The organism is Cerasicoccus arenae (genome assembly GCF_014651635.1).
GTDB classification, from domain to species: Bacteria; Verrucomicrobiota; Verrucomicrobiia; order Opitutales; family Cerasicoccaceae; genus Cerasicoccus; species Cerasicoccus arenae.
In genome coordinates, this window is record NZ_BMXG01000001.1 from 1 (window position 1) to 24,974 (window position 24,974).

General features: G+C 52.5%; 23 protein-coding genes and 1 pseudogene. 8 read left to right on the top strand and 16 right to left on the bottom strand.

The annotated features are described in order from the left end of the window. From IE065_RS00005 to IE065_RS00030, 6 genes and pseudogenes are all read left to right on the top strand, one after another. A pseudogene (locus IE065_RS00005) lies at positions 1-181 on the top strand (3-dehydroquinate synthase); the annotation flags it as partial. A 130-nt stretch (positions 182-311) separates the two neighbouring features. Beyond that, a complete protein-coding gene (locus IE065_RS00010; protein WP_189510401.1) occupies positions 312-920 on the top strand; it encodes a hypothetical protein in 609 nt (202 codons plus the stop codon). A 77-nt stretch (positions 921-997) separates the two neighbouring features. After that, positions 998-1,762, top strand: coding sequence for an acyl-ACP--UDP-N-acetylglucosamine O-acyltransferase (gene lpxA / locus IE065_RS00015; protein WP_189510404.1), 765 nt, complete (start codon positions 998-1,000; stop codon positions 1,760-1,762). Between the two features lie 67 nt (positions 1,763-1,829). Further along, the gene (locus IE065_RS00020; protein ID WP_189510406.1) at positions 1,830-2,738 is read left to right on the top strand and encodes a PdxA family dehydrogenase; all 909 of its coding nucleotides are present in this window, start codon (positions 1,830-1,832) and stop codon (positions 2,736-2,738) included. Positions 2,739-2,848: 110 nt separating this feature from the next. Next, positions 2,849-3,937, top strand: coding sequence for a tRNA 2-thiouridine(34) synthase MnmA (gene mnmA / locus IE065_RS00025; protein ID WP_189510408.1), 1,089 nt, complete (start codon positions 2,849-2,851; stop codon positions 3,935-3,937). 99 nt (positions 3,938-4,036) lie between these two features. Beyond that, a complete protein-coding gene (locus tag IE065_RS00030) occupies positions 4,037-4,678 on the top strand; it encodes a hypothetical protein (RefSeq protein ID WP_189510411.1) in 642 nt (213 codons plus the stop codon). 5 nt (positions 4,679-4,683) lie between these two features. On the opposite strand, the gene IE065_RS00035 is transcribed toward IE065_RS00030, so the two are convergent. From IE065_RS00035 to IE065_RS00045, 3 genes are all read right to left on the bottom strand, one after another. After that, positions 4,684-5,277 carry a GNAT family N-acetyltransferase gene (locus IE065_RS00035; RefSeq protein WP_189510414.1) on the bottom strand — a complete coding sequence of 198 codons (594 nt, stop codon included), beginning with the start codon at positions 5,275-5,277 and terminating at the stop codon, positions 4,684-4,686. Then, positions 5,277-6,548 carry a tryptophan synthase subunit beta gene (gene trpB, locus IE065_RS00040; RefSeq protein ID WP_189511174.1) on the bottom strand — a complete coding sequence of 424 codons (1,272 nt, stop codon included), beginning with the start codon at positions 6,546-6,548 and terminating at the stop codon, positions 5,277-5,279. Before trpB ends, IE065_RS00035 begins: the two co-directional genes overlap by 1 nt. A gap of 64 nt (positions 6,549-6,612) precedes the next feature. After that, positions 6,613-7,902, bottom strand: a complete 1,290-nt coding sequence (locus IE065_RS00045) for a hypothetical protein (RefSeq protein ID WP_189510416.1) — start codon at positions 7,900-7,902, stop codon at positions 6,613-6,615. Between the two features lie 183 nt (positions 7,903-8,085). Between IE065_RS00045 and IE065_RS00050 the strand changes: the two genes are divergently transcribed. Continuing rightward, positions 8,086-10,410 (top strand): Tex family protein, encoded by a 2,325-nt coding sequence (locus tag IE065_RS00050; protein WP_189510419.1) that lies wholly within the window; start codon positions 8,086-8,088, stop codon positions 10,408-10,410. A 98-nt stretch (positions 10,411-10,508) separates the two neighbouring features. Here the strand turns inward: IE065_RS00050 and IE065_RS00055 are convergent, their stop codons facing one another. The 4 genes from IE065_RS00055 to IE065_RS00070 all read right to left on the bottom strand — a co-directional run bounded on the left by IE065_RS00055 (position 10,509) and on the right by IE065_RS00070 (position 14,603). Then, the gene (locus tag IE065_RS00055; protein ID WP_189510422.1) at positions 10,509-11,945 is read right to left on the bottom strand and encodes a PP2C family protein-serine/threonine phosphatase; all 1,437 of its coding nucleotides are present in this window, start codon (positions 11,943-11,945) and stop codon (positions 10,509-10,511) included. Between the two features lie 94 nt (positions 11,946-12,039). Further along, the gene (gene gatB, locus IE065_RS00060; RefSeq protein WP_189510426.1) at positions 12,040-13,518 is read right to left on the bottom strand and encodes an Asp-tRNA(Asn)/Glu-tRNA(Gln) amidotransferase subunit GatB; all 1,479 of its coding nucleotides are present in this window, start codon (positions 13,516-13,518) and stop codon (positions 12,040-12,042) included. A 73-nt stretch (positions 13,519-13,591) separates the two neighbouring features. After that, complete coding sequence (locus IE065_RS00065; RefSeq protein ID WP_189510429.1) at positions 13,592-14,035, bottom strand: 23S rRNA (pseudouridine(1915)-N(3))-methyltransferase RlmH; 444 nt, start codon at positions 14,033-14,035, stop codon at positions 13,592-13,594. Position 14,036: 1 nt separating this feature from the next. Next, positions 14,037-14,603: an iron-sulfur cluster assembly protein gene (locus IE065_RS00070; protein ID WP_189510443.1), complete on the bottom strand. Its 567-nt coding sequence runs from the start codon at positions 14,601-14,603 to the stop codon at positions 14,037-14,039. Between the two features lie 281 nt (positions 14,604-14,884). Here IE065_RS00070 and IE065_RS00075 point away from each other — a divergent pair, with 281 nt between their 5' ends. Beyond that, a complete protein-coding gene (locus IE065_RS00075) occupies positions 14,885-16,183 on the top strand; it encodes a hypothetical protein (protein WP_189510445.1) in 1,299 nt (432 codons plus the stop codon). Positions 16,184-16,851: 668 nt separating this feature from the next. Here IE065_RS00075 and IE065_RS00080 read toward each other — a convergent pair. The 9 genes from IE065_RS00080 to IE065_RS00120 form a co-directional block, all read right to left on the bottom strand. Then, positions 16,852-17,061, bottom strand: coding sequence for a hypothetical protein (locus IE065_RS00080; protein ID WP_189510448.1), 210 nt, complete (start codon positions 17,059-17,061; stop codon positions 16,852-16,854). 146 nt (positions 17,062-17,207) lie between these two features. Further along, positions 17,208-20,423, bottom strand: a complete 3,216-nt coding sequence (locus IE065_RS00085) for a cytochrome c biogenesis protein (RefSeq protein ID WP_189510458.1) — start codon at positions 20,421-20,423, stop codon at positions 17,208-17,210. Further along, complete coding sequence (locus tag IE065_RS00090) at positions 20,423-21,100, bottom strand: hypothetical protein (RefSeq protein WP_189510460.1); 678 nt, start codon at positions 21,098-21,100, stop codon at positions 20,423-20,425. Before IE065_RS00090 ends, IE065_RS00085 begins: the two co-directional genes overlap by 1 nt. Positions 21,101-21,227: 127 nt before the next feature. After that, positions 21,228-21,848: a DUF2846 domain-containing protein gene (locus tag IE065_RS00095; RefSeq protein ID WP_189510462.1), complete on the bottom strand. Its 621-nt coding sequence runs from the start codon at positions 21,846-21,848 to the stop codon at positions 21,228-21,230. After that, entirely contained in the window at positions 21,796-22,479 is a 684-nt protein-coding gene (locus IE065_RS00100) for an HAD family hydrolase (RefSeq protein ID WP_189510464.1), read from the bottom strand. Before IE065_RS00100 ends, IE065_RS00095 begins: the two co-directional genes overlap by 53 nt. Positions 22,480-22,481: 2 nt before the next feature. Then, positions 22,482-23,285, bottom strand: coding sequence for a fumarylacetoacetate hydrolase family protein (locus tag IE065_RS00105; RefSeq protein WP_189510467.1), 804 nt, complete (start codon positions 23,283-23,285; stop codon positions 22,482-22,484). 50 nt (positions 23,286-23,335) lie between these two features. After that, positions 23,336-23,773, bottom strand: coding sequence for a TlpA family protein disulfide reductase (locus IE065_RS00110; protein ID WP_189510469.1), 438 nt, complete (start codon positions 23,771-23,773; stop codon positions 23,336-23,338). A gap of 49 nt (positions 23,774-23,822) precedes the next feature. Next, entirely contained in the window at positions 23,823-24,416 is a 594-nt protein-coding gene (locus tag IE065_RS00115; protein ID WP_189510471.1) for an HNH endonuclease, read from the bottom strand. 108 nt (positions 24,417-24,524) lie between these two features. Next, on the bottom strand, positions 24,525-24,905 hold the full coding sequence (locus tag IE065_RS00120) for a hypothetical protein (protein ID WP_189510472.1): 381 nt from the start codon (positions 24,903-24,905) through the stop codon (positions 24,525-24,527). Between the last annotated feature and the right edge of the window lie 69 nt (positions 24,906-24,974).

The following is a 24,974-nucleotide window of genomic DNA, read 5'->3' on the forward strand; positions in this document are numbered from 1 at the left end:
CGCCCCCCCCCCCCCTCTTCCCCTCGACAAGCTATTAGCCGCGATGAAACGCGACAAAAAGGTCAAGGGCGGCAAACTGCGTTTCGTGGCAATGGAGAACATTGGCAAAGCCGTTACCGTCGACGACATTGACGAAGCACTCGTGCGTCATCTCTGGCTAGAAGCCGGTGCCGCCAAATAGCAGGAATAGGGTGCGCAAGACCCTCGTTTTTAACAACTTGCCAAAATTCATTTTAGCCCCTAATCGTAAGTTCTTAGTTCGGGCGGCGTTTATCGTCCGTACTTAGTAATCTGCATCCCGCAACCTCCAGATGGCCGGCATCGATGAAACCATAGTCCGCGAATACTTTGAGCTGAACGGCTTCCTCGTCCGGCAGATGAGGAAATATCAAGTGCAGAGCCGCGCCAAGCGTAGCGAGGAAGAGATCGACCTAATCGTCATCAATCCTGGCTATCGTGAGCAAACACGACGCCCCAATTTCATGCTATTTTCCAACGAGCTGCCGCTGATTCAGCGCGCCGTTGTTTTCGTTAAGGGTTGGCACAGCCAAAAATTCACCCCCGCCACCCTCCGGGGGAGCGCCGATATCTTCAAGTTCTTGGAGAAAGATGTCTACAAGCGGGCCGAGGAGCTTTTCGCCATCGAGAAAGACCAGATCGGCGAAATTGATAATTTCATTAAAATCTTGGTATTACCGGGCCTTCCCACTCACGAGCCGCACAAAAGCGAGTCAATCAAGCTACTCCAAGATGTCGGATTGGACGCCATCATTTCATTCCGGTCCATGCTACAGGACATCATGAGTAAGGTTGAGATCAACCACAACTACTCCAAGGACGACTTCCTCCAAACCCTGCGCATTCTGAAAAACTACGACATGGTCAAAAGCCCCCAAATGGATCTCTTCAATAAGAGCTAAGAAGATATGGCCTCGCACCTCACAAAGCACATATTGCTCGCTTGTCTAAGCGCTGAAAGGCTAGTAATAATATGTTAATGGATACGACGAACAATGGTCACTCTGGCATTGAAGACTATGTTCAGATGGGGGAAGGCGTAGTTATTTCTCCATTTGCAGTGGTCAAGTCTGGTAGCGTGCTCGGAGCCGAAGTGACGGTCGACCATTTCGCAGTTATTGGCGGCAACCCGCAGTATCTGAGATTTGATCCGCGAACCCAAAGCGGTGTAAGAGTCGGCACAAAGACGGTCATTCGGGAGGGTGTTACAATCAACCGCTCCATTCATACTGGGCATGATACCACTATCGGAGGCAATGGATTCCTAATGGCCAATTGCCATGTGGGTCACGACTGTGTAGTCGGCGACTACGTCGTGCTCGCTAATGGCGTGCTTCTCGGTGGACATGTGACAGTAGGCGACCATGTCTTTATCGGCGGCAACTCAGCCGTCCATCAGTTTTGCCGTATCGGTGAGAGCGCTATGATCGGCGGTGTTGCCCGTATCACTTACGACGTCCCTCCCTTTGTGATGGCTGCGAACGAAAACGAAGTCGCTGGCCTAAACCTGATCGGCCTGAAACGTCGTGGCTTCACCGAGGAAGAGATTTCCGACCTTAAGCGCTGTTACCGTGCAGTCTATCTGGGTAAACTAGCCGGTTCACCCGTCAAAAAGGCCGATGCCGCACTCGCCGAAAATCTTCCGACAACAGATCGCGGCAAACAGTTTCTCAATTTCTTCACCTATTCCGACAGCCGCGGTTTCATACGAAGTCGCGCTTCCACGCAGCGGATTAAAGTTTAAAGGTTAACGTCATTGCCTAAACTCACATCGAGTTATCGCTTTAACCTTCAAACTTGAAACTCTTTATATGCTTCCTCTCGCCATTACATGCGGAGATCCCTCGGGCGTCGGCCCGGAAATCATTGAATGCTGGCTGCAACGTAATCCAGATCGGTTGAATGACGTGTGCCTCATCGGCCCCAAGAATTGGCTGGAGACGCTGCAATGCCCGCACACTCATGCGGTTGGCGAACACCATTTCTCCGCAATTCCTGGACAACCGAGTGTAGAAGGCGCGCACGTGGCCTTGGAAGCGCTTGAAGAAGCGGCCTATGGCTGTCGCCAGCTACGCTACCGCGGCGTCGTCACCGCGCCCGTGAGCAAGCACTGGATGGAACAGGCGGGCTGGTCGTTCCCCGGGCAGACAGAGTTTTTCGCGGAACGATGGTTCGGCCAGCCGTCCATGGCCTTTGCGGGAGGTAAATTACGGGTGGTGCTTACAACTTGGCATGTGCCGCTGATCGACGTCCCAAATCACCTCACTGAGGAGTCAATCACTCGCGCCGTTAAGAACGCGCATTTCTTAGCCGAGCGATTGGGGGCAGCCTCCCCCGCACGCATTGGCGTCTGCGGGCTCAATCCGCATGCTGGTGAGGGGGGGCTACTGGGCTTTGAGGAACAAGGTATCATCGATCCGATCTTGGATAACCTGCGAGACCGCTACCCCAACCTATCGAGTTGTCAGCCCGGTGACACCCTCTTTTGGCGACAGATGCAGGGTGAGTTCGATGTCATCATCGCCATGTACCACGATCAAGGTCTCGCTCCGCTTAAAGCGGTCGATTTTGACCAAGCGGTGAACCTGACTCTCGGCCTAAGCTTCATACGAACCAGTCCCGACCACGGTACGGCATTCGGTATAGCAGGGCAAGGCAAGGCAGGCATCACCAGTTTCGCCAATGCAGTGGAACTAGCCGATAAAATGAGCTTCATTTAGCAAAATATCCTCTAGCGGATTCAATTCGCTGCCCTTAGCCTTTTCTTTGGCCAAGAAACGAGGCCTACGCTTGATTCTACCCCAAGAAAGCCTAACGTGCCGGTTCCTTGATGTCTCAAAGTTCCCGAATCCTAGTCGCCCTCTCTGGAGGTGTCGATAGCGCCGTCGCCGCGCTCCTGCTCAAACAGCAAGGATACGACGTGTCTGCGGCCTACATGCGCACATGGATGAATGAGGAAGGCAGCGATATCTTGGCCGATTGTCCGTGGGAAGAAGACATCCGACAAGCCAAGGCCGTGGCGGCCCATCTGGGAATTGACTTTGAAGTCGTTAATTTGATTCAGGATTACCGCGAACGCGTGGTACAATATTTGGTCGACGGCTACCGGCAGGGCATCACGCCGAACCCTGACATCATGTGCAATCGTGAAATGAAATTCGGCGTATTTCGGGATTATGCGCGTAGAAACGGTTTCTCTGCAGTCGCAACCGGTCATTATTGCCGCCGTGTTGAGAATCCTGACGGCTCATGCGACCTCCTTGCCGGGCTTGACCCCAACAAAGACCAATCCTACTTCCTTGCGTTAGTTCGGCAGGAACAACTACGCGATGCACTGTTTCCAATCGGCGAATTGCTCAAACCGCGTGTCCGCAAGATTGCCCTAGAAAACCAATTACCCAATGCGGCCCGCAAGGATAGCCAAGGCATCTGTTTCCTAGGCAAAGTGAACATCAATGACTTTCTCCGCTACTACATACCTGACCGTCCCGGAAAAATCGTCCGCGCAGGCACTGGCGAGATTCTTGGAGAACATCGAGGCCTCCATCATTTTACCCTTGGTCAACGCCAAGGCATCGGCGTTCCCAGTAATACAGATAACGAGCACTTCGTCGTGGTTAGCAAAGACTTCGACACGAATCACCTCGTGATTGCTTTTGATCATCATGACAGCCCCGGCTTATGGGGTCAAAGCTTTACTCTGGAACGTCTAAGCTGGGTAAACCAACCTGTGGACGAGCAGCGTACACTCCAAGCACGAGCCCGCTACCGTGACCCACCTGTCGAAATAAATTTCCAGCCTGTTGAGAATGGACGGGCAAAAATCAATTTCTGTGACCCTCAACGCGCATTGGCAGTGGGGCAAGTATGTGCTTTGTATGATGGCTCTACGCTTTTAGGCGGCGGGTTCTATTCTTAGACTTTACAAGCCATTTATTGTCGCTTTCACTATCTCAAAACTTTAATTTAAAGAAAAATCATCGCTCGCTGCGCGAATTGGCCTAACCCTCCCCCCCTCATGACACTTAAAGAACTTCAGCAATGGATGCTTAACCACGACGAGGAAGACTCATGGTGGGTTGCCATTGATGGCGAAGTTCAGGACAATCTGGCATCACTGCCAGATGTCAGCAAAGTGAAGGAACAAAACGCCGCGTCTCAAATATCTGTCCTACATATCAGTAACGCTGATGATGAAGACGCAGAGTGGATCATTTTCGAGCGTGACCCGGCAGAATTCAAACTTGCTAAGGATAAAAAGGGAGGAAGTCTTCGGGTTTCAGCTGCTCCTTTTAGCGTCCCCGAAGTCGTTGAGCACGAAGAAGAAATTGAGGAGGAAGAAATTGTCGTTCTTGAGCCTCCGACATCAGGAGGTATCGCAACGAGTGAGGAGTTTCTGGCCCTAAAAGAACAGGTCGACACACTGAATAAGGAAGTAGAGGGGCTCAAGGCCCTAGCCAATGAGCTGAAAATGCCAATCATGGAAGCCCATCAGGTCCTTGAAGAACGCGAAAAATTCCTCGAGATCAGCGAAAATTCCCTCTTCGACAAAGCCCAGAAGCAAGAAGTCTTGCAGACAGAGCTGGAGCAGCTTCGCGAAGAGCTGCATCAGCGCGAACGGGCGCTCAATCACCGCGAAAAGACGGCACAGCAGCGGTAGGGATTTTAGCCCAGCGAACGTGTCCAAAACACCATCGGGTGTGCCGTTTCGGCAGGTAGATCAATATCCTTCCAATCAAAGGTCGTCGCCAAATTCGGGCGTTTCACATAGCCGCGTTTGCTCCAAAAAACATTGTGTGGACGATAATCCTGCGGCCTCAAAGGGTGATCTGCCGGTCTTTCCACCGCACAAAATGCCGTCAGTTTGAAACGTCCTAACTGGTGTGCGAAGCTTTCACGTTCATCAAAGAAACGATGACCGATGCCCTGCCCTCGATATTTCGACAACAAGACTGATTCACCGAAATAAAATACTTCGCTAATGTCATAGCCTGCTTTGGCGAAAGGCGTTGTGAACTCCGTCAACTCAAAATTCATCGGCAATGCCGTCGAGGCTCCCACGACATTACTGCCGTCAAACACCAACACGAACACACATTCCGGACAATCCAGATAGCGCTGCAAATAGCTTCGCTCATAGTCCAACGTGCCCTCGTAGAGATAGGGAAAATCGCGGAACACCGAAATTCGCAGCTCAGCTAGCGAATCCCGATACTCCAAGGCCCGGGGCCCTACGACAGTCTTGATCTCCACTGCCACTATTCAACGCCAAGGAGCTTCATTGCTTGCTGAACATCCTTATCCCCACGTCCAGAAAGATTCACCACGAGGATCTGGTCCTTGTCCATTTGTGGTGCACGTTTGAGCGCATATGCAAGCGCATGAGTCGACTCCAGCGCCGGGATAATGCCCTCGATACGACTGAGCACCTGAAACGCCTTCATCACGTCGTCATCCGTGGCGTAAGCGTATTCAATACGCTTACGGTCATGATAAAAAGCGTGCTCCGGGCCAATCGCCGCGTAGTCCAAACCTGCGGACACCGAATGCGTCAGTTCTATCTGACCATCGGAGTTCTGTAAGATGAAGGTCTTCGAGCCTTGCAAGACGCCGACCTTACCTCCCTCAAACCGTGCAGCGTGCTGGCCCTGCTCAATGCCATGGCCTCCAGCTTCAACACCAACGAGGCGCACATCCACGTCTTCTAAAAACTCAAAAAACAACCCGATGCAATTCGAACCGCCACCAACACAGGCAATCATTTCATCCGGCAAGCGGCCTTCGGCTTCGAGTATCTGACGCTTAGCCTCCTCACCAATGACCTTGTGGAAGTCGCGCACCATCATGGGATATGGATGCGAGCCCAGCGCTGAACCAAGGATGTAATGCGTGTCACGGCAGTTCGTTACCCAGTCGCGCATGGCCTCATTAACAGCGTCCTTGAGCGTGCGTTGGCCAGCCTCAACCCCGCGAACCTCGGCTCCCATTAGACGCATCCGGAACACGTTCAAGGCCTGACGCTCCATGTCAACCGCCCCCATATAGACCACGCACTCAAAACCAAATTTTGCACAAACCGCCGCCGTGGCTACGCCGTGCTGGCCCGCGCCAGTCTCAGCTATGATACGCTTTTTGCCCATACGTTTGGCCAGAATCGCCTGACCAATGCAATTGTTGATCTTGTGCGCGCCAGTGTGCAGGCCATCCTCGCGCTTTAGGTAAATCTTGGCTCCCCCGCAATGCTCAGTGAGCCGCTCGGCGAAATACAACTCCGTCGGTCGGCCAGCATACTGCTTGAGCATGAAGGCGAGCTCCTCCCGAAACTTGGGGTCGGCCTGAGCCTTCTCGTAAGCCTTAGTCAGCTCAAAGAGCGGTGTCATCAGGGTTTCCGGCACATACATGCCGCCGTATTGCCCGAAGTGCCCCGCTGCATCGGGCAGCGAATAACGGTCAATTGGTGTCGCGGTCTGCTGGGGGGTCGTCAAAGCCATCTTTTCAGCGAAATCGCCTAAGGCCCGAATCGCAATCAGAAAACTCCGAACCACACTCACATCTGCTAATCTTCAGCCGTAATTTGGGGGAGATTACCGTTTCCTAGGGTGCCTCAATGAAAATATAGGCCGGTGACTCAGTTACGCGCAGTTCGGTGACGCCTGTTCGAGGCGTGGTCCACTTTACAGATTCTACAGTATCTTCACTCAACGGCATACGCTCAATCCGGGTAATTTTGCCACTTCCTGTTTGAAGCGTAACCGTAGCTTCACGGTCGGTGCCAGTGGGAGACCACGCTACCCAAATGTATTGTTTCAGATTTTTACTGGACTGAAATTCGTAAACATAAAGTTCGCCGGACTCTTCTTCGCGGATGCGTGTAAATCGGTAATCACCGAGCGTAGCGCGCAGGTGGGAGACGGCATAGAACGATGGCTTCGGCTTAAAATTACGAGTGAGGCCAGCTGCAGCATGGACGCTAGCTTTGTCCGAATCGTTGAAGAAGTAAATGTAGGCCCGCTGGATATCCATCGCCGAGAAAACCAGAAACGCGCGGACGAGGTATCGCGCTTGTTCGGTATCCGTTGAGCCGACCCAATCCTTGAAGGTGCCTGTCTTTTCTTGGGGGGCGGTGGTCGCGTCCCAGCCAAATTCAGTGACCCAGACCTCCTTACCGCTCGCGTTTTCGTTCCGCCAGTCAATGACCTCTTGAACCGTGCTCAGGAAGTCGATGTCGGGGTCTTCCGGGTAGGAACGACGCCAAGTGGGCCAACCCTCGACCTGGGCGTAAGTATGGACCTTCAGCACGTCGTAGAGGTCGCTCATGCCACGCAGAAGATCGATTTTTTTCGCGTATTTGTCACTATCGCCAACGCGGAGATTGCCTGTGAGGATTTTTAACTTCGGGTCGCCATGTCGCAAACCCGTGGCAAAGGCGCGGAAAAGCTGCTGGTAGTCTTCATCGGAATAATGCCCGGGCTCGTTTCCAATCTCAGCAGAGGTCACGAGATTACGACTGGATGGGCCGAAATAGCGTGCGAAGGCTTCAGCGTAGCGCTCTGCGTCCGCGGGCATGTTTTTCCACCCCTCAGCAGGTAGGTTGTTGAACATTAGGGCGGCGTCGATTTCGTAACCCTTTTTCACCCAACCACCATAGAGGTTTTCCCACTGCACGCGGTTCTTTGAGAATGGAAAATCAATGCTGGCCTGGGTGTCCTCTCCGAGGTCCCAATTGACCGAATGATAGTCGCGAACCAATCGCGTGACGGGTTCGTAAAGCTCAGGCTTGAACTGCACGGTGTGCACACACAGCCCCATGAAATCATTGAAGACAGGTTTATCCGCCGAGGCGCAAAGAGGCAAGGTCAGGAGGGCGATCAAAGTAAAACGCATGCGACTGTTTATTAGAAAAAGATGAACAAGGTCAATTTTGAACCGTACGGACGTCTTGTTCAAACAGTGTAAAGAAATTTCCGAATGACCAACGAAAGCCGACTCGACTAAGTGAAATTAGGGTAGGTTTTGCTTTGCCAAAATGGCACGCGATGGCTTTGGTTTTCGGCTTTTCGAATCCCCATGAACGAACTCCATATTCTTACCATTTCCAAGGAACTCAACGTCGGCGTAGCTCAGGTGATCGCGACCGCGACGCTGTTCAACGAAGGGGCGACAGTGCCCTTCATCGCACGCTATCGTAAGGAGGCCACCGGCCAGTTGGATGAAGTGCAGATAACCTCAATTCGCGATCGTCTCTCCGATCTAAAAATGCTCGATGACCGCCGCAGCTCGATCATTAAGTCTTTGGAGGAGCGTAAGTTACTCACCGATGAACTGCGAAAACTGGTCGAGGGCGCGGAGTCGGTCGCGCGGCTGGAGGACGTCTATCAGCCCTATCGCCCCAAACGCCGCACCCGCGCAATGATTGCACAGGAAAAAGGTCTCACCCCCCTGGCAGACTTCCTATTCGAAAACCAAAATGCCACGGTCGATGACGAGGCGGCAAAATTCGTCGTCGAGAGCGAAGAAGAGAACAAAGCCGTGCCTGATGCAGACGCCGCGCTCAAGGGCGCGCGGGACATCCTTGCTGAGCGTTTCAGCGACGACACCGAGATGCGCGTCGAGATGCGCAAAGCCTTCGAGAAAGACGCGATTTTGGAGAGCAAGGTGATGTTCGGCAAAGAAGCTGAGGGCATCAAATATCAAGACTACTACGACTTCAGCGAATCCGTGGCCACGATCCCATCACACCGCCTATTAGCAATTCGGCGCGGGTCCAACGACGGTTTTTTGTATTTCCGCATTCTCGTCGACGAAGACCGTGCGACCGACATGATGAAGCGCCGCTTCCTTACCGGTAACGGCCCTGCAGCCGAACAAATTTCCCTCGCAATCGAAGACTCATTCAAGCGCCTGCTGGGCCCGTCGATGGAGACGGATTCCCGCCTGACGACCAAGAAACGCGCCGATGAACAGGCGATCAAGGTCTTCATGGAGAATCTGCGCGAACTGTTGCTGGCCTCCCCTCTCGGACAAAAACGCGTCATGGCGATCGATCCGGGTTTCCGCACGGGCTGCAAAGTCGTCTGCCTCGATGCCCAGGGCGCACTGTTGCACAATACCGTCATCTACCCAGGTATGGGCGGCCACAAAAACGACGAGGCTGTCAATGTCGTGCTGGCTGTCTGCCATCAATTCCAGATCGAAGCCATCGCCATTGGCAACGGCACAGCAGGGCGCGAAACCGAGGCCTTTATCCGCCAGTGTGGCCTGCCAGCGTCGATCACAATCGTAATGGTCAACGAGAGCGGCGCGTCGATTTACTCGGCCTCCGAAGTTGCCCGCGAAGAATTCCCCGATCAGGATCTCACCGTGCGTGGCGCAGTCAGCATTGGGCGCCGCTTGATGGACCCCTTAGCCGAATTGGTGAAGCTAGACCCAAAGAGCATCGGTGTCGGGCAATATCAGCACGATGTGGATCAATTGAAGCTCAAGGATAGCTTGGACGACATCGTTGTCAGCTGCGTGAACGGCGTCGGCGTAGAGGTCAATACGGCGAGCAAGCAGTTGCTCAAATACGTCTCAGGCCTCAATACACGGTTAGCCGAAAACATCGTGGCCGCCCGCACTCAGAATGGTCCCTTCAAGTCCCGCAAGCAATTGCTGAAGGTGCCCGGCATGGGGCCCAAAAGCTTCGAGCAATGCGCTGGCTTTTTACGCATCCGCGGTGGCGAACACCCGCTGGACGGTTCGGCTGTGCACCCTGAACGCTATGCCTTGGTCGAGCAAATGGCCACCGATGCCCAATGCACCGTGGCTGACCTTCTCAGCAGCGACAGCCACCGCCAACGCATCAAACTAGAGAAATACGTGAGCGACGAAGTCGGCTTGCCAACTTTGAAGGATATTCAGGCTGAGTTATCCAAGCCTGGCCGCGACCCGCGCGAGCAGTTTGAATCGTTCAGCTTCGCCGAAGGCATTAACAAGGTCGAGGACCTCTCCCCCGGTCTACGCTTGCCCGGCATCGTGACCAACGTCGCGGCCTTCGGGGCCTTCGTCGATGTGGGCGTCCACCAGGACGGCCTCGTCCACATCAGCGAACTCTCGGATAACTTCGTTAATGACCCAGCGGAAGTCGTTAAGGTGCAGCAGCGCGTACAAGTGACGGTGCTCGAAGTAGACATCCCTCGCGGCCGCATTTCCCTTTCCATGAAGACCCAGCGCGAGGGCGCACAACCGCATCGCAGCGCGGGGCGTGGCAGTGACCGCGCGCCTGCGGGCACCGGCAATCAGCGACGCCCAACACACGGCAGCAATCAACGTGGTAACGACCGCAGTAACAACCGTGGCAATGATCGCGGCCGTTCACAGAACTTTGGCAACTCACTGGGCGACCTGTTCTAATCCATCGATTGGCCGCTTGCTGCGCTCAATCGTTGCAGCCACTGTCGTTACTGGGGCCTACGATTTTGTAGATTTTTGCAGAGAAACCGTCCGCCTTCTTACGCGTGCTTCACGGTGATCAACGTGAGATCGTCCATGAACACACTACCGCCAGTGAATCGCTCCACGGTGGAAACGATACCTTGGTTTAGAGCGCGCGCATCACGGTCGCGCAGGGAGAGGACCACTTCTTCCAGACGATTGCCCGAGAACTCCGCGCCATCGCGGTTGCTGGCCTCGGTGACGCCATCCGTGTAGAATACTGCTGTATCCCCTGACTTAAAGGGCACGGTGCGATCTTCTATAATGATGTCGAAAACTTCACTGGGCACCATACCAATGGCCATGCCCTCGGAACCAATCATTTCAGATTTCGCATCACCGCTATTGGGCTCAGCATGCACCAATAGCAATAGTTCATGGCCAGCACGAGCCATCGTCAGAGTCTGCTTATTGATATCCACCACGGCAAAAATAAGCGTGATAAACATATCCTGTCGCATCTCGGGCGTCATCTCTCGATTCATCTCGCGGAGAATTTCCGCCGGAGAATCCAATTGCTTGGCGAAATGGCGGAGATTGGTCTGGCAAATCGCCATTAGCAACGAGGCGGGAACGCCCTTGCCCGAAACGTCAGCGATGGCAAACGCCACACGGTGCTCGTCGATCTTGAAAACATCGTAAAGGTCGCCGCCAATCTTTTGCGCCGGGCGGTAAAAAGCGTCGATGTCCAGCCCTGGCAATTGCGGAAAAATGCTGGGCAGGATCATACCCTGAATACTGCTTGCCATGGAGATATCGAAATCCAGCTTTTGCTTTTCCATTTGGACCTGCATCAGGTCTGAATTGTGGATGGCCAAACCAGCCTGCTCAGCAAGGGATTCAATCAGCGAAAAATCGGTCTCGTTAAAAGCCAAGCCATCTGCCGGATTGGCAACGGCCAAGATGCCCAATACTTCGTTACGAAACGGGATTGGTGCGACGACCAATGAACGCACCTTGAGTGACGCGTCACCGTGCTGCACGACCCGTGGATCATGCGCGGCATCTTCGATCAGAATCGCTTTGCCGGACTTGGCGACGGAGCCAATAACGCCCTCCCCAATCTCGAAGACCTCCGAGCGTAAAATACCCTCAATGAATTTGGCACGGGTGGACAGTTTTTCCGCCGAACTTTCTGGTAATGGTCGTTGCGGCGGAAACAGCCCCTCAACCGCGACACCATGCAATTTATTGCCCTTGCGCTCAAAGACACATGCACTCAGTGCCCCCGTGCTCAGGATTGCGGCGTGGACAATGCGCTGAAAAAGTTCGTCGCGATTCACGCCATCACCGATCGCCTCGACCAGATTGTGCATAAACTCCACGACGATCTGTTTCTCCTGCTGCAAGAGCTGGATATCCTCCTCAAGCTTTGCCCGCTGGCGACGAATGGTCAGGCGGTAAAATAAAAAACCACCTAGGCCGCCCAACAACAAGCCGAGAAAAAAATACATAGTATTCTCAAGTTAGGATGATTTACGGGTCGAAGCAACCCCGGGCTGATGACAATTTAATGACGACTCTCTTTCGCCAATAAATGCCAATTGCTTATAGCTTTGCCACCGCTTCACGCATGAGTTGCTGAATCTGTTGCGGATTAGCCTTCCCTTGAGTTGCCTTCATCACAGGACCGATTAATGAATTGAGCGCCTTTTTGTTACCTTCCTTAAACTGAGTGATCGCTTTTTCGTGCTTCGGGTCAGCGACAACCTGTGCAACGATGGTGGCCAATTCGCCACTGTCATTGCTGGCCTTCAGCCCCTTTTCGTCGACAATTACGGCTGGCATCTTGCCGGACGTCGCCATTTCCACCCAGACATCTTTGCCAATTTGCTTGGTAATGACACCGCCTTCGATCAACAAGACCAGCTCGGCCACGTGCGCCGGGGTCACAAGGCATTCGCTCAGTGACTGGCGCCCCCCCCCCTCAGCAGCGGATAGATCGCGAATCAACTCGTTGACAACGAGATTTGCGACGGCCTTCGGCTCGCCCTTACCTTTGGTTAGCGCCAAAGCTTCTTCGAAAAATTCCGCCAGTTCGCGTTCGGGACACAGCACCGAAGTGATCGTGTAAGGCAAATCCATGTCGTTCATGTAACGCCGCTGACGGTCAAAAGGCATCTCCGGAATTTCGGAGCGGATTTTTTCGATCTGCTCGGCAGGAATGCTAACAGGCATCAAGTCCGGGTCCGGGAAATAGCGGTAGTCGTGGCTCTCTTCCTTCATCCGCATGGACTCCGTTTCGAGGGCGACAGGATCCCAGCGGCGCGTCTCTTGGACGATCTTCTCGTAGCCAGTGGTCAGGGCGCGGATTTGTCGCTTGATCTCGTAGGCGACAGCATTGCGGACGCCGGAAATGCTATTCATATTCTTCAGCTCAACCTTCGTGCCAAGCGTCTTACTACCCACTGGGCGGATGGAGATATTGGCGTCACACCGCATCTGGCCCTTCTCCATGTCGCAATCGGAAAGACCCGCAGTCACGATCATGTTGCGCAGCGCCGTCATGAAAGCGTAAACTTCGTCCTCCGAATACAGATTGGGCTCAGTAACGATTTCGCAGAGCGCAGCACCCGCACGATTGTAGTCCACTAGACTGTCAGTCGCGAAATGCGTTAGCTTGCCAACGTCCTCTTCCAAGTGAATGCGTGTCAACTCAACCGTGCGGTGGTCGCCCATGACGTTGCGTGAGGCACCGAGCATTTCAATTTCCACCTCGCCGCCTTCGCAAATAGGCTGATCGAATTGTGAAAGCTGATAATTTTTCGGGCTATCGGGATAGAAATAATTTTTGCGGTCCCACTTACACGTCTCGGCGATCTTGCAGCCAAGCATCAGGCCGAGTTGGACAGTCTTACGGACCGCCTCCTTGTTCATCACTGGCAATGTGCCCGGCATGCCCATCACGACGGGATTCGTGAGCGTATTGGGCTCATGCCCATAGGCGTAGGCCACGCGCGTAAACATCTTCGAGCGCGTTTTGAGTTGAACGTGGACTTCGAGGCCAATGACCGGTTCGTATTCCATGGGGTGGTAAATTCAGAATGATCGTTTGAAAAGGCAAAGACAAATTCCAGTGGAAATGATCATCAATAGGATCTCACTCGTGGTGGTATTTCGAGCCGGTGTTGATCGATGCGGCACGATAAAGCTGCTCAAGCAGAAGGTAGCGGGCCATTTCGTGGGTGAAAGTCATCGGGGAGAGCGAAACCAAGCGATCCGCGCGCTGCTTAACGCTTCGGCTAAGGCCAAAGGGGCCACCAATGACAAAGACCAGTTCCGCGCCCTGTCGCGCTTGGATTTGCTCCGCCAGATCAGTTGATCGCAGGCATTTTCCCTCTTCTGACAACACCCAAACACTAGCGCCCGAACGGGCAGCAAGTGCAGTCAGGAATCGTTCACCTTCGGCGGCAGGGTCAGCGTCCTTGAATTCGACCACCTCCAGCCGCCCCAATCGCTGTAAACGGCTCGAAAAGTCTTCGCACAAGGCGCGTAGGTGAGCGTTTTTTAGCTTACCGACGACCAGAAGCGTTAGGCGAAACATCCTACTTTAGCCCAAGCTTCACTTTACCTGCCTCGGAAATCATTTTTGGATTCCACGCTGGCTCCCAGACGATCTGGACATCAGCAAAGTCGACATCGGCTAGGCTTTCGATTTTCTCCTTGGCGTCTGCAGCAATCACTGGCCCCATCCCGCAACCTTGCGCAGTGAGCGTCATTTGCACAGACACCTTATGCTTTCCGTTGCCCACAGGAGCGGTTTGCAGATCATAAATAAGCCCTAAATCAACAATATTGACGGGGATTTCCGGGTCAAAACAGTTGCGCAAAACAGCCCAAATATGATCTTCGGAAAAAGGCCCATCGAGCTCCTCATCCGCACTATCATTACGACCTAGCTCGCCACTGAGCCATTGCTCGGCTTCGGTCCCAAGGGCGTTAAAGTTCTCACGCGCGATGCGAAACATGCCGTGGGGGGCAGTAACGGTCACTGAGCCGCCAAGGGCCTGGTTGATATTTACAGGGCTTCCCTTCGCCAACGTCACGGCGTCTCCGGCAGGAATCAAGGTGGCAGGGCAATCTCGAACCAAATATATAGTCTCGTTGATCATTGAACTAAGATCCCTTCCTAAAGACAAAATGTCAAACCTCAGACCGAGCGCATTTCACTAGGAGGTGATAGCGTCTAAAAGACTTGTCGCCATCGACACGATCCATATATTTGTACGTTTTAGAATTCAAACTGGTCACTCTCGTTATGCCCAAACAAAATTCCGCAATGCTTCTTCTCCCCAAGGTGTTGGTCTACTCTCTTTTAGTTTTCTCACTCAGCCTGCTACCCCTGCAGGCAGCCAAAGAAAAAAAGAGTGCTAATGAACCGCCCGCACCAACCATGCCATTAGAATTGGTGCCTCGATTCTTAGATCATAGTGAGATGCGCGAGTGGAAGCAGATAGAGCGCGATATACAGCTTGCCCATGCCGATATCGAAACGGGCCAATGGCTTGCTGATAAGCAATATAGCCCCTTCGTCGAGAAGTCCAAAACCGACGCAGATCGCAAAAAGGGCCAAGCGATGATAGACTCAGGCAAAGCCAAGCTTGCGGAATTGACTGTCCAGCAGAATGCCCTCCGTACCAAGGCCGCAGAATCCTATCAGCAGTATCAGTCTAAATTTGACGCTAAAAGCATCGGCATCGAAATAAAGCCCATGCCACTGCTCAAGGCAACTGAAGACCCGACGGAAGCCATGCTCTATTCCCTCTGGAATGAGCGTTACACCAAGATTCTCTTTGCAGGGGCCTACGTCTTGGAGAACGGCTACTATATGAAGGCAAATGGTCTCAGCGAACAGATGCTCAATGCGATTACGAAGTACGATGGCAACCGTTACACACTTGAGGAAGAAGTCTCGGATTTCACCATAGAGAATGAGAATGGGCAGCCAGTCATCGATTTCACTGACCGCGTAACGATGGTCAGCAAATTCAAGCCCGCGCTCCTAATCTCAGAAATCATCTATGACGATGAATCTGAATACGGGATTTATGCGCTGTATGCAATCGACTTAAAAACAGGCAAACTCATTGACCAGACCATCCATACGTTTCCAAACAACGAACTCAGCCAGAAACTATTGGCTATGTCGACTGCACCAGCTAACGTCACTGCACCCGCCGAAACAGCCGAAACAGCACCTGATACCGATCCTGCAGCGACCGCAAGTAAAGCTACTGAGGAAATAAATAAGCCTACCGACACGAAGCCAGCAAAAGAAGCACCCTCTTTGTCGATCACACTTGTCGATGATAGTAATTTCATGGGGCGCTTGGGAGCGGCTCGCGACAAATACACCTTTGGCGTCGCTTATATCGGCCAGATAGATGGTTTCGACCATCGCACCGCAGTTTTACTCAATAAAGCGCTTATGCGAAACGCAGGCCTGAAGGTTGACGACTACGAATTCCTCACATTGGCGCTCAATCCCTCCAGCGAAGAGATTGAGTTTGAAACGACTGCCAACGTAGTTTGGCGTGTCTCACCGACCTCACCTATTAAGTTTGGCCAGGGCCAATACAACGTGGAAGCAATATCCAACCAAAGCGGTGAAGAAGCTACCGTTGAAATCGGGACATTGTCAGTAGGTACAGCAAATGGTGGTAGTATTCCGCCACAGGCAGCCAACAAATAATTAGTCGAGTTACGCCAGTTTTAATCTGCAAAACTGCATTCCACCGTGTTGTTCCAGAGAAGACACAAATGATTGCAAGAGACTCGATCTGACGGCTGTGACACGCACTCTAGCATGCTATAAAGTATGATTTGGACTCGAGGATCCAGCCATACGCCGCCTATCTATTCTGAAAAGAGCCACGACCATTTTTAATGTTCTTTAGGATTCATTGAGCGATTACATTCAATCAACATATCCGTATTTCCTAATCGATTGCATTTAAGGCGTAGCAATTGAGATGGCTCGCAGCCCTCGTACCTAGTAAAAAGCCTCTGGAGACTCAGTTGGCCATTGAGACGTATAATACTGCTAATATGCGAATCTAGAAAACAGAGAGTCCCCGCCGATTGCTCGGACGGGGACTGGCTGCTACTACTACTACTACTACTACTACTACTACTACTACTACTGACTGAAATGTCGGGTTTAACCCCAACACTTATATCGTCAGTAATATATACGACATGTTCCTGAAAAGATTACCCTTTTGCAGGCTTTTTTTTTAATATTTTTAATTTTTACCCCAAAAAAGCTGTTTTAAACGGCCTTGCATTATGACCTAATTAACTTTTCGCACATGACTGGGGTGTTGGCTTCAAGCAAAAATCCCCTGCTATTTGAAAAGCTTATGGGTTCAATTGGCGTCCGTCTTGTATGCTATCACCATCCAGATATTGCATCTCATTGGCTTCTTGTTGATTTTGATAATTCAATATCGCCTGATCCTTTTGATAGGCTTCTTTTTGCTGTGGTGTTAGCGGTGTGCTTTCACATCCCCCCACAAGAAGGCTTAACCCAATTAGGCTAATGATAAATATAGAATGAATTGTTTTCATAGGTTAGTAATAATCTAATTACCAAGTTCTTCTGGTTGATATGGTTGCCGTTTCCCTTCCATTTTATGTATCTTCTACCTTTGGAATGCATTGGAACTTGATTCACGCCACGACACCAAAGGCAAAGACGGACAAAAATAAATAGCCTAGGACTCTTTTTTCCATAATCGCGCGCTAGACCAATATCTAGTAGGCGTCAGCCCAATGACAATAATGAACAGCTGGCTGAGCCAAAAGATCGTCAGCCAGGTGAAGGCCGCGCTAAAAAATCCATAGGAATGCAGACCAATGCCTAAGAGGTTCGTCCCAAACCAGCTCCACGCTGTCACGATGTTCCCAAATACGGCGAGCAGCATGAATCCACGTTCACGCACAATCCCCCCCCAACGGGCGTGTAGCATCAAGGCCCCCCAGAGGACAATGATCAAGGCACCGTTTTCCTTGGGGTCCCACCCCCAAAAACGGCCCCAGCTTTGGTCCGCCCAAATGCCGCCCAACATTGTACCTACAAAACTGAACAGCACACCGAAGCAAGTGATGCCATAAGCCATTCCATAGAGCGACTTAGCGGAGGATCTGTCCAAGCTAGGTGTTAAAAGCCCGCGGAGGATATAAATCAGCCCCAGTGCACCAGCCAAGAAAACAGCACCATAGCCCGCTGTGATAATCACCACATGCGTCGCCAACCAGAAATTCGAGTCCAGCACCGCCCGCATCATTTCGAGCGTATCACCCGTCAAAGCCAAGTTATGTGCAATGATTAGCGTCGCAAAACCAATTAATGAAGCCACAAAGCTCCCCACCCCGTTGCGGTAGAGCCGCTCCAGCACCACGCCCAGAATAATCGCCACCCAGCCGACGAAAATTGCCGAGGAGTAGAGGTTCGTAACTGGCGGTCGGCCTTGGATATACATTCGAGCAAACAGGCCAAAAGTATGCACGACCAACGCCAACAAAAGCAGCCAGTAAGCCGCCCGCTGTAGCGGTCCGGTAGACGTGAGCCAACTCACGCAGACCAGAAATAAAATCATCACATAAAGGATAGTCGTGGTGTAAAAGGGCTGCATTACGTTAAAGAATTCCTCGAATCCAACCCGGAAAGTGTTCACTTGAGCGGCCATCTGAGCCTTCAAATTATCAACCTCACTCGCGAAAAGCGTGTGATCGCCGCCTCGGTAGGCATCACCAATCGCACCGTAGCCAGCCGCCACTGGATTGAGAGAATTGGTCTTGATCGCTTCCAGCATGCCCTCGCCAATATTCATCCAATCGTTCGTATCCGCATTGGCAAGCGGTGGAATGAGGCCCAGATCGGCGGTATTCGCCAGTCGGAGGTAATAATCCGTCATCATGATGAAAGGCTCCAGCTCTGCAAATTCGAAGGATTCACCACGCTCACGGGCGGCAAATGCAGCTGTACCCGGGCCGACAATCTCTGGCCAAACCGCATAGTCTTGCCCTGGGTCCAGCGAATGACTCAGCGAGTTATAAAGAGTGAGGCCATTGGTCAACTTCAGTAGCGAACGATCAAAAGGCGAATGGCGGGATGATTCTTCTGGAATCTGGCGAGCCTGATCACCCAATAACTGGAAGTGAGGAGTTAACTCATTCCAAGAGAAATACTTACGATCCGCCTGTTCCCAGCCGAACAAGCCCAGCACCTCTGGGTTGTCGATTCGAAAGACCGGATAACCGTCGGCTTGATCGGGCTTGTATGCCAAGTCCAGCAGCCATTCGCTCGCGGAAAGCTTGGTTTTGTCCTCCAGACGCACGGATTGACGCCCACTAATGATTCTCAAGGCGTTGCGGGCCACTGAATCCAGCGGCAATATACGCCCGCCGTTCTGAACCGGTAATTCGGCAAAACGCTGCGTCGCAAAATCCGACTTACTTCGCTGAAAAAAGCCCATGAAAACCGTTATGAGGCCAATCGTCAAAATGATCGCTGGGAGAGCCCATCCCCCCCCCCCTGCGGGCACATTGACGGGCTTGGCCGAAGGGATTGCCGATTCAGCCACCCGTTTTCTCTTCCGCGCCAGAAATTTGGACAATCCTAAGACAAAATGCACCAGCATTCCAATCCCCACCAATGCGACGGCGAAATATGGCAGCAACCAACTAGGATTGCGAACCACTTGCAGGATCGAGGTCGTATCTTGATTATCAAAACTGGCTTGGAAAAACGTGTAACCGCCGTAGCGCAGCGGGTGGTTCATATAGATCAACGTGGGACGGTTTTCGCCCGTCTCAGAGTTGTCAATCAGGACGTCGCTGGAGTAGTTTTTCGGGATGTTCGTGCCTGGATACAAATCGTGTTTGAAATCCTTGAGCTGAAGCGTGAACGGGAAATAATACCGCGTAAAGCGTAGCCCGAGGTCGTAGCGTTTGCCCTCGTAATCGAAGCCCTGAGGCGGATACTCCGGCCCGAGTCCAGCGCTCAGCAGCCACGTCCCCAAGGACTCACCATTGGGGGCAATGACCTCCACCGCCGCCGCCGCCATATCGGCCTCATCATCCTTCGTCGTGAGCGGGTGCTCGGCCACCACACCACCCATACGTTGCGCAAAACCTTTCATATCCAAGCCTTCCGTCGTCAACAGTGGAGAGCCGTCCATCGCCAAGGCTACCACATTGGGATCACGTAAGCTATTGATGGAATTGTTGACTTGGCGGAACTGTGCTTCACTCATTTTCGGCGCATCGAGCTGATTTCTTTGCGCAGCAATGTTCTCATATTGGCTGAGCAAATTAGAACGTATCCCCATCCCTGAATTCGGCATGGCCGCATGAATTTTCAGCTTAAAATCATTGGGCAATGTCAAATCAGATTGCTCCAGAACCAGTGAAAATGGAATGGCCGTAACGACATCTTCGTCAGCCCCTGATTTGTCGATGAGGGTGATTTCATGACTGCGAAAATCAGTCGAGTAGTCAACGGGTGCCCCCCCCTCGTCCAGACGCATCTGGCTCTCCTCTTGGAGCATACTGGTCAGGAAGCCGCTTACGAGCAGCAGCAACACGCCTGCGTGTAAAATGACGATGCCGATTTTCTTCCAAGAGGCCTTAAAGAAGCGAAAATGCGAGCAGGTAAGATTGATCAGCAATAAGGTGCCCAAAGTGAAGCCACCTGGCAGCCAAACCTTAATGTGCGCGAGGTCCGGATCAAACATCTGCGACGAGAAGACTTTGACCAGCGAGAGAACCGGAGAAGGGACCGCCCAACTTTCGAAATAAAGCTTCTGCGTGTGGTGGATCCCCCATTGTACCTGATCGAGCGTACCGAAAAGCACCAGCACAACCGACATTGCTAAGAGCACTACGGTCAGTGCTAACGAACTGAAAAAGCGAAAAACGGGATTCATTATGGATTTGCTGGAGCGGAGAAATCGATCGTTTTTAGAAAGGCCAGAAAGGCCGTTTCCTGATTGTCAATGAGTGGCTTGGGGCCCTGCATTTTAAAGAACCAAGTCGCACCGTTCAGTGGCAAAATTGCGCCAAGGATCGCCTGCCCATTCGGGCTCGCAAGCGAAACGACATGTCCATGGCCACCCGCAAAATCGACGTGTTGCAGGAGAGAATCGAGCTGCTGGGCGTTGACCGGTGTCAAGCCGAGCTGCTGACGCCAGCGATTGACATTGGCCAAGTCGCCACCGACATCACCTGGAAAAACCGTTACCGACAGATCTGCTGTTTCCCCATTGGAGCCAGTGATTTCCCAAGAGCCCTTCCGCACAGACCCGAGTGGCTTAGCCTTCCAATCCGCCGGGGCCTGCCAATGTGGCGTCTGAAAACCGCTAACCTGAGCCGCTAATGCCGGTGTCGCATTCATGCCCGGAGTCCCCGAGGCAGAAGCACCAGCGAAGGGCGGCGTAACCGCGCCATCCGCAGATGCCATACCGGGCACTGCCCCCGGCATCGTTGGTCGTGGTGCCGACTGCTCCTTCGGCACGGTGTAGGTTTGGATTTCCGGCTTGGGCTTGCACGCTGCAAGCAACATGGACATGCCAAGGGCGAGGATGACTGGTGAAACGCGATGCATTTAAACCGCTCAAGGTTTGCCGGACCCGCCTAAAGGTCAAGGCGAACCGGACGATTACGCCGATGCCTCACCGCCCATCAGAATCTGTTATCTCACTGATTACAAATGTTTGTAGCCCCCCGCTCAATTAACGGGCGCGCGCCTTGTGCTCAAATTCAATTTGGCCACTCGCTTTGAGCTGCTCATATTGATCGAAGGTTGGCGAATTTGTGCGTCCCTCCAATTTTTCCTTCGCCTCTTCATCGGTCAGGAGCTTCCAGTCCATGCCATAAGCATCATCCATCGCCATCCCGTACGCCGGGTAATCCATACGCACTGTTCGGGTTTTCCAGGCCATTTCATAATAGTAAGTCTTCCCTGGAAGCGCATTGATGACCAATGGCTCATATTCAAAGGCCCCATCCAGCCATTCAATTCGAAGCGGGGATTCAATATCCATCTGATGCCGACCAGGCGAGATATTGACATACATATAACTGTCATGAGCAATTTGGCCAATTTCTTCTCCATCTAGATAAAGCGGCGTTCCCGAAAGCTGCCCTTGCATCATGTAAGGCCGCAAAATCACCAATTGCGCTTGCCCTGCTTCTGCAATCGGCATGTTCAGCCCTTTGACGGTTTTGGGGTTAGGACATCCGCTCAATAAAACTGCGAACAGCGCCACCCAAATATAATTCATATACTGACTCACACCGTCATTTCTCGACAGCTTCCGGTGTGCGAGGCAAGCCCAGAAATTCTTCAGCAAAATGATGCAGATCGCGGTAAACGCCATCCGCGGGCGGGTCGATAGCCTCCAACTCTTCAACCGAATGACTACCCGTGGCGACGACATAACTGCGGATGCCACCCACCTGTCCAGCCAAGATATCAAATGGTGAATCCCCCACCATGATCGTTGACTCGGCGTCCGCCTTCATTGTTTCCAGCGCATACTGGGTAAACTCTGGGTCCGGCTTACGCCAAGGGGTGTCGTAGGTGCCGATGACTTCATCCAGATACTTATCAAAGCCGAGATGGGCCATGATTTTTCGTGCGCCTATGCCATGCTTGTTGGTGAAAACAGCCGTTCTCACGCCTCGTGCCTGAAGCTGCTGCAGCAGCCATTTCGCACCGGGCAACGCGTGAAGATCCTCCAACATAATTTCATTAAAATGCTCGCGGAACAATGCTTCGCCGCGCTCGGCATTTTCCACGCCCATCAGGTGCCCCATCGTAATGCGAACCGAACCGCCGACGGTAGACCGCACTTTTTCGTAGCTAACCGGTGCAAGTCCCATCTTCTCTTGAGCGTAGCGATAGCACCGATAGATGCACATGAAGTGGTCGATCAAAGTGCCGTCGAGATCGAAGAGAACGGTTTTTATGTCTGCGCGCACCGTTAAACTTCCTCCGCGACAACAGGATTGGTCAGTTTGCCAATCTTTTCGATCTCAATGGTTACGGTGTCGCCGGGCTGCATCCAGATGTAGGGAGTGCGGCCCATGCCGACGCCCGCAGGCGTGCCAGTAATGATGACCGTGCCGGGTAGCAGTGTTGTGCTGCCGCTCAGAAATTCAATGATGGTCGGTATGTCGAAGATCATGTCACTTGTGTTAGAGCTTTGCAGAACTTCGCCATTGAGCGTCGTCGAAATCGCGAGCCCATTCGGGTCCGGAATTTCGTCCGGTGTCACAAGCACGGGCCCCAGCGGGCAAAACGTATCGAAAGTCTTGCCACGGCACCACTGGCCACCTCCACCATGTTTCTGCCAATCGCGGGCACTAACGTCGTTGGCACAAGTATAGCCGAGAACGTAGCGTAGCGCGTCGGCGCGGGATACGTTTTTGGCAGCCTTGCCAATGACCACCGCCAGTTCGCACTCATAGTCCACCATCGTGCTTTCCAAGCTACGAGGCAGGACGATCGGCGCACCGGGGTCAGTAACCGCGTTGATCCCCTTCATGAACAAAATCGGATGCTTTGGCAACTCCGCCCCGGTTTCTTCCGCGTGGGCGCGATAATTCAGGCCAACGCAAAATACGCCAGTCGCTTCGATTGGCGCTAGCAGTTCCCCACTAACCGCCTCACCGGAGACTTCGAAGTCGCCGAAGATATCGCCCTCCAGTTTGAGGATGGACCCGCCATCCTGTTGAGCGCCATAAACGACGCTACCTGAATCCGTGCGCACGCGAACAATTTTCATGCAACCAAGCTACGGTCGCATCATAGCCTTTCGCAATGCGAAAAGCCGTCTTACAATCTCACGCCACTGCCTTTTTCCTGAGTCAATAAAGCGGCCTCGACGGCTTCCTTCATTTCGGCAACGGATTCATTGCGCGTTAGCACAGCGATCAGCTCGCCATTACGAGCGTTGAGCAGAAGCACATTACCCGTCGCGGTGTTGGCGTCCACCGCAGAACGAATCTTCAGTGCATCAACATGAAGCGTCGTTTGCTTGATCGCATTATCGTCGGTGAAGTCTAGAGTTACAAACAGAACGGGCTGGTCGGCCAACTCAGTTTTCAACTCCGCCAACGGTTCCTTCAACGCCTTGCAGGCACCACACCAGGACGCGTCAATCTTGACGAGATACAGCTGAGGCTCGGCAGCAGAGCCAAGCTCTACTTTACCAGCGTAAACAAACGTTGCGCCAAAAAGCGCGATCAGGAAAACGGTCAGGATTTTTTTCATAGACCATTTCAGTCGTGCTTATACAATGAACCTGACAACGAAAACGCCGCTACTTCGCTATGAAGTGCATCCACTCTGGCTCAGGCTCTTGCTCGTCGACCAAGCTCACAAAAGGCCGCCATTTCGGGCGCGCAGGCTTCTTGAGCAGGCGCATACCTGCCTGATGCGGCATCTTATTGGCTTTCTGAGTATTGCAGCGGATACAAGAGGTCACGATATTTTCCCACGTTGTTCGGCCACCTTGGTCACGTGGAATGACGTGGTCGAGATTGAGGTCCCGCTCGTGGTAGTTGTGTCCACAATACTGACAAGTATGGTCGTCGCGATCAAAGACGTTGTGGCGATTAAACTTCACTTCCTTGCTCGGCACACGGTCGTATTCACGCAACAGCATCACGGATGGAATCCGCATGCGCATACGAATGGTATGAATCGTGTCATATTCCGTTTCGGGCGGATTCTCCAACGAGAATTCGATCCACTGAGCGGCGTCCATCATCTGGAAACCGCCATTGCTGGTGTCTAACGCTTGAGCGTGTTCCTGCATCAGCAATGAGAAAGCTCGCCGAACGCCAACGATGTTGACCGGCTGCCAGAGGCGGTTTAGCACCAACACTCGTTTTGATGGAAGGCTATCAGACATATGCTGATGCATGAGTTATTCACAGTATGTGAATAAGTCAAAGCGAAAGATTTCAAAAAACGTTGCACGACGAGATTTCACCTAGCCGTCACACGTGTAAGATCGGGATTATGCAACGAGCGTTATGCCGAGCAATCCGAAAATCAATATTGCCAGTAGCACCAGCGCGATTTGTGCAACCAACGCCAGCACGTAAACCTGCACGCCTTTGCCAAAGGGGACGCCATACACTCCGCCGATGATCACGCCGTTAATGATCAAGCTGATTAAAACGCCGATTACATTGCCCACGCCCGGTAAAATAGTGCCACCGCCGCCCAGTAGCCCAAGCACCAATGAACTGAGTATCAGCGCAATCAATGCCCGACCAATAGTATTCTTACTCTTGGAAATCCCCGCCCAGCTCGCACCAATGCGCAGGCAAAGCGTGATCGCCCACAGAGCGAACAAAAACAGAAGGACCGTAACGAGAATACCGAGGATGCCCATGGATCAACAGGAATAAGGAGACTCCATCCATCATCCAAGACTGAATTACATGCCAAAGAATTAAATATA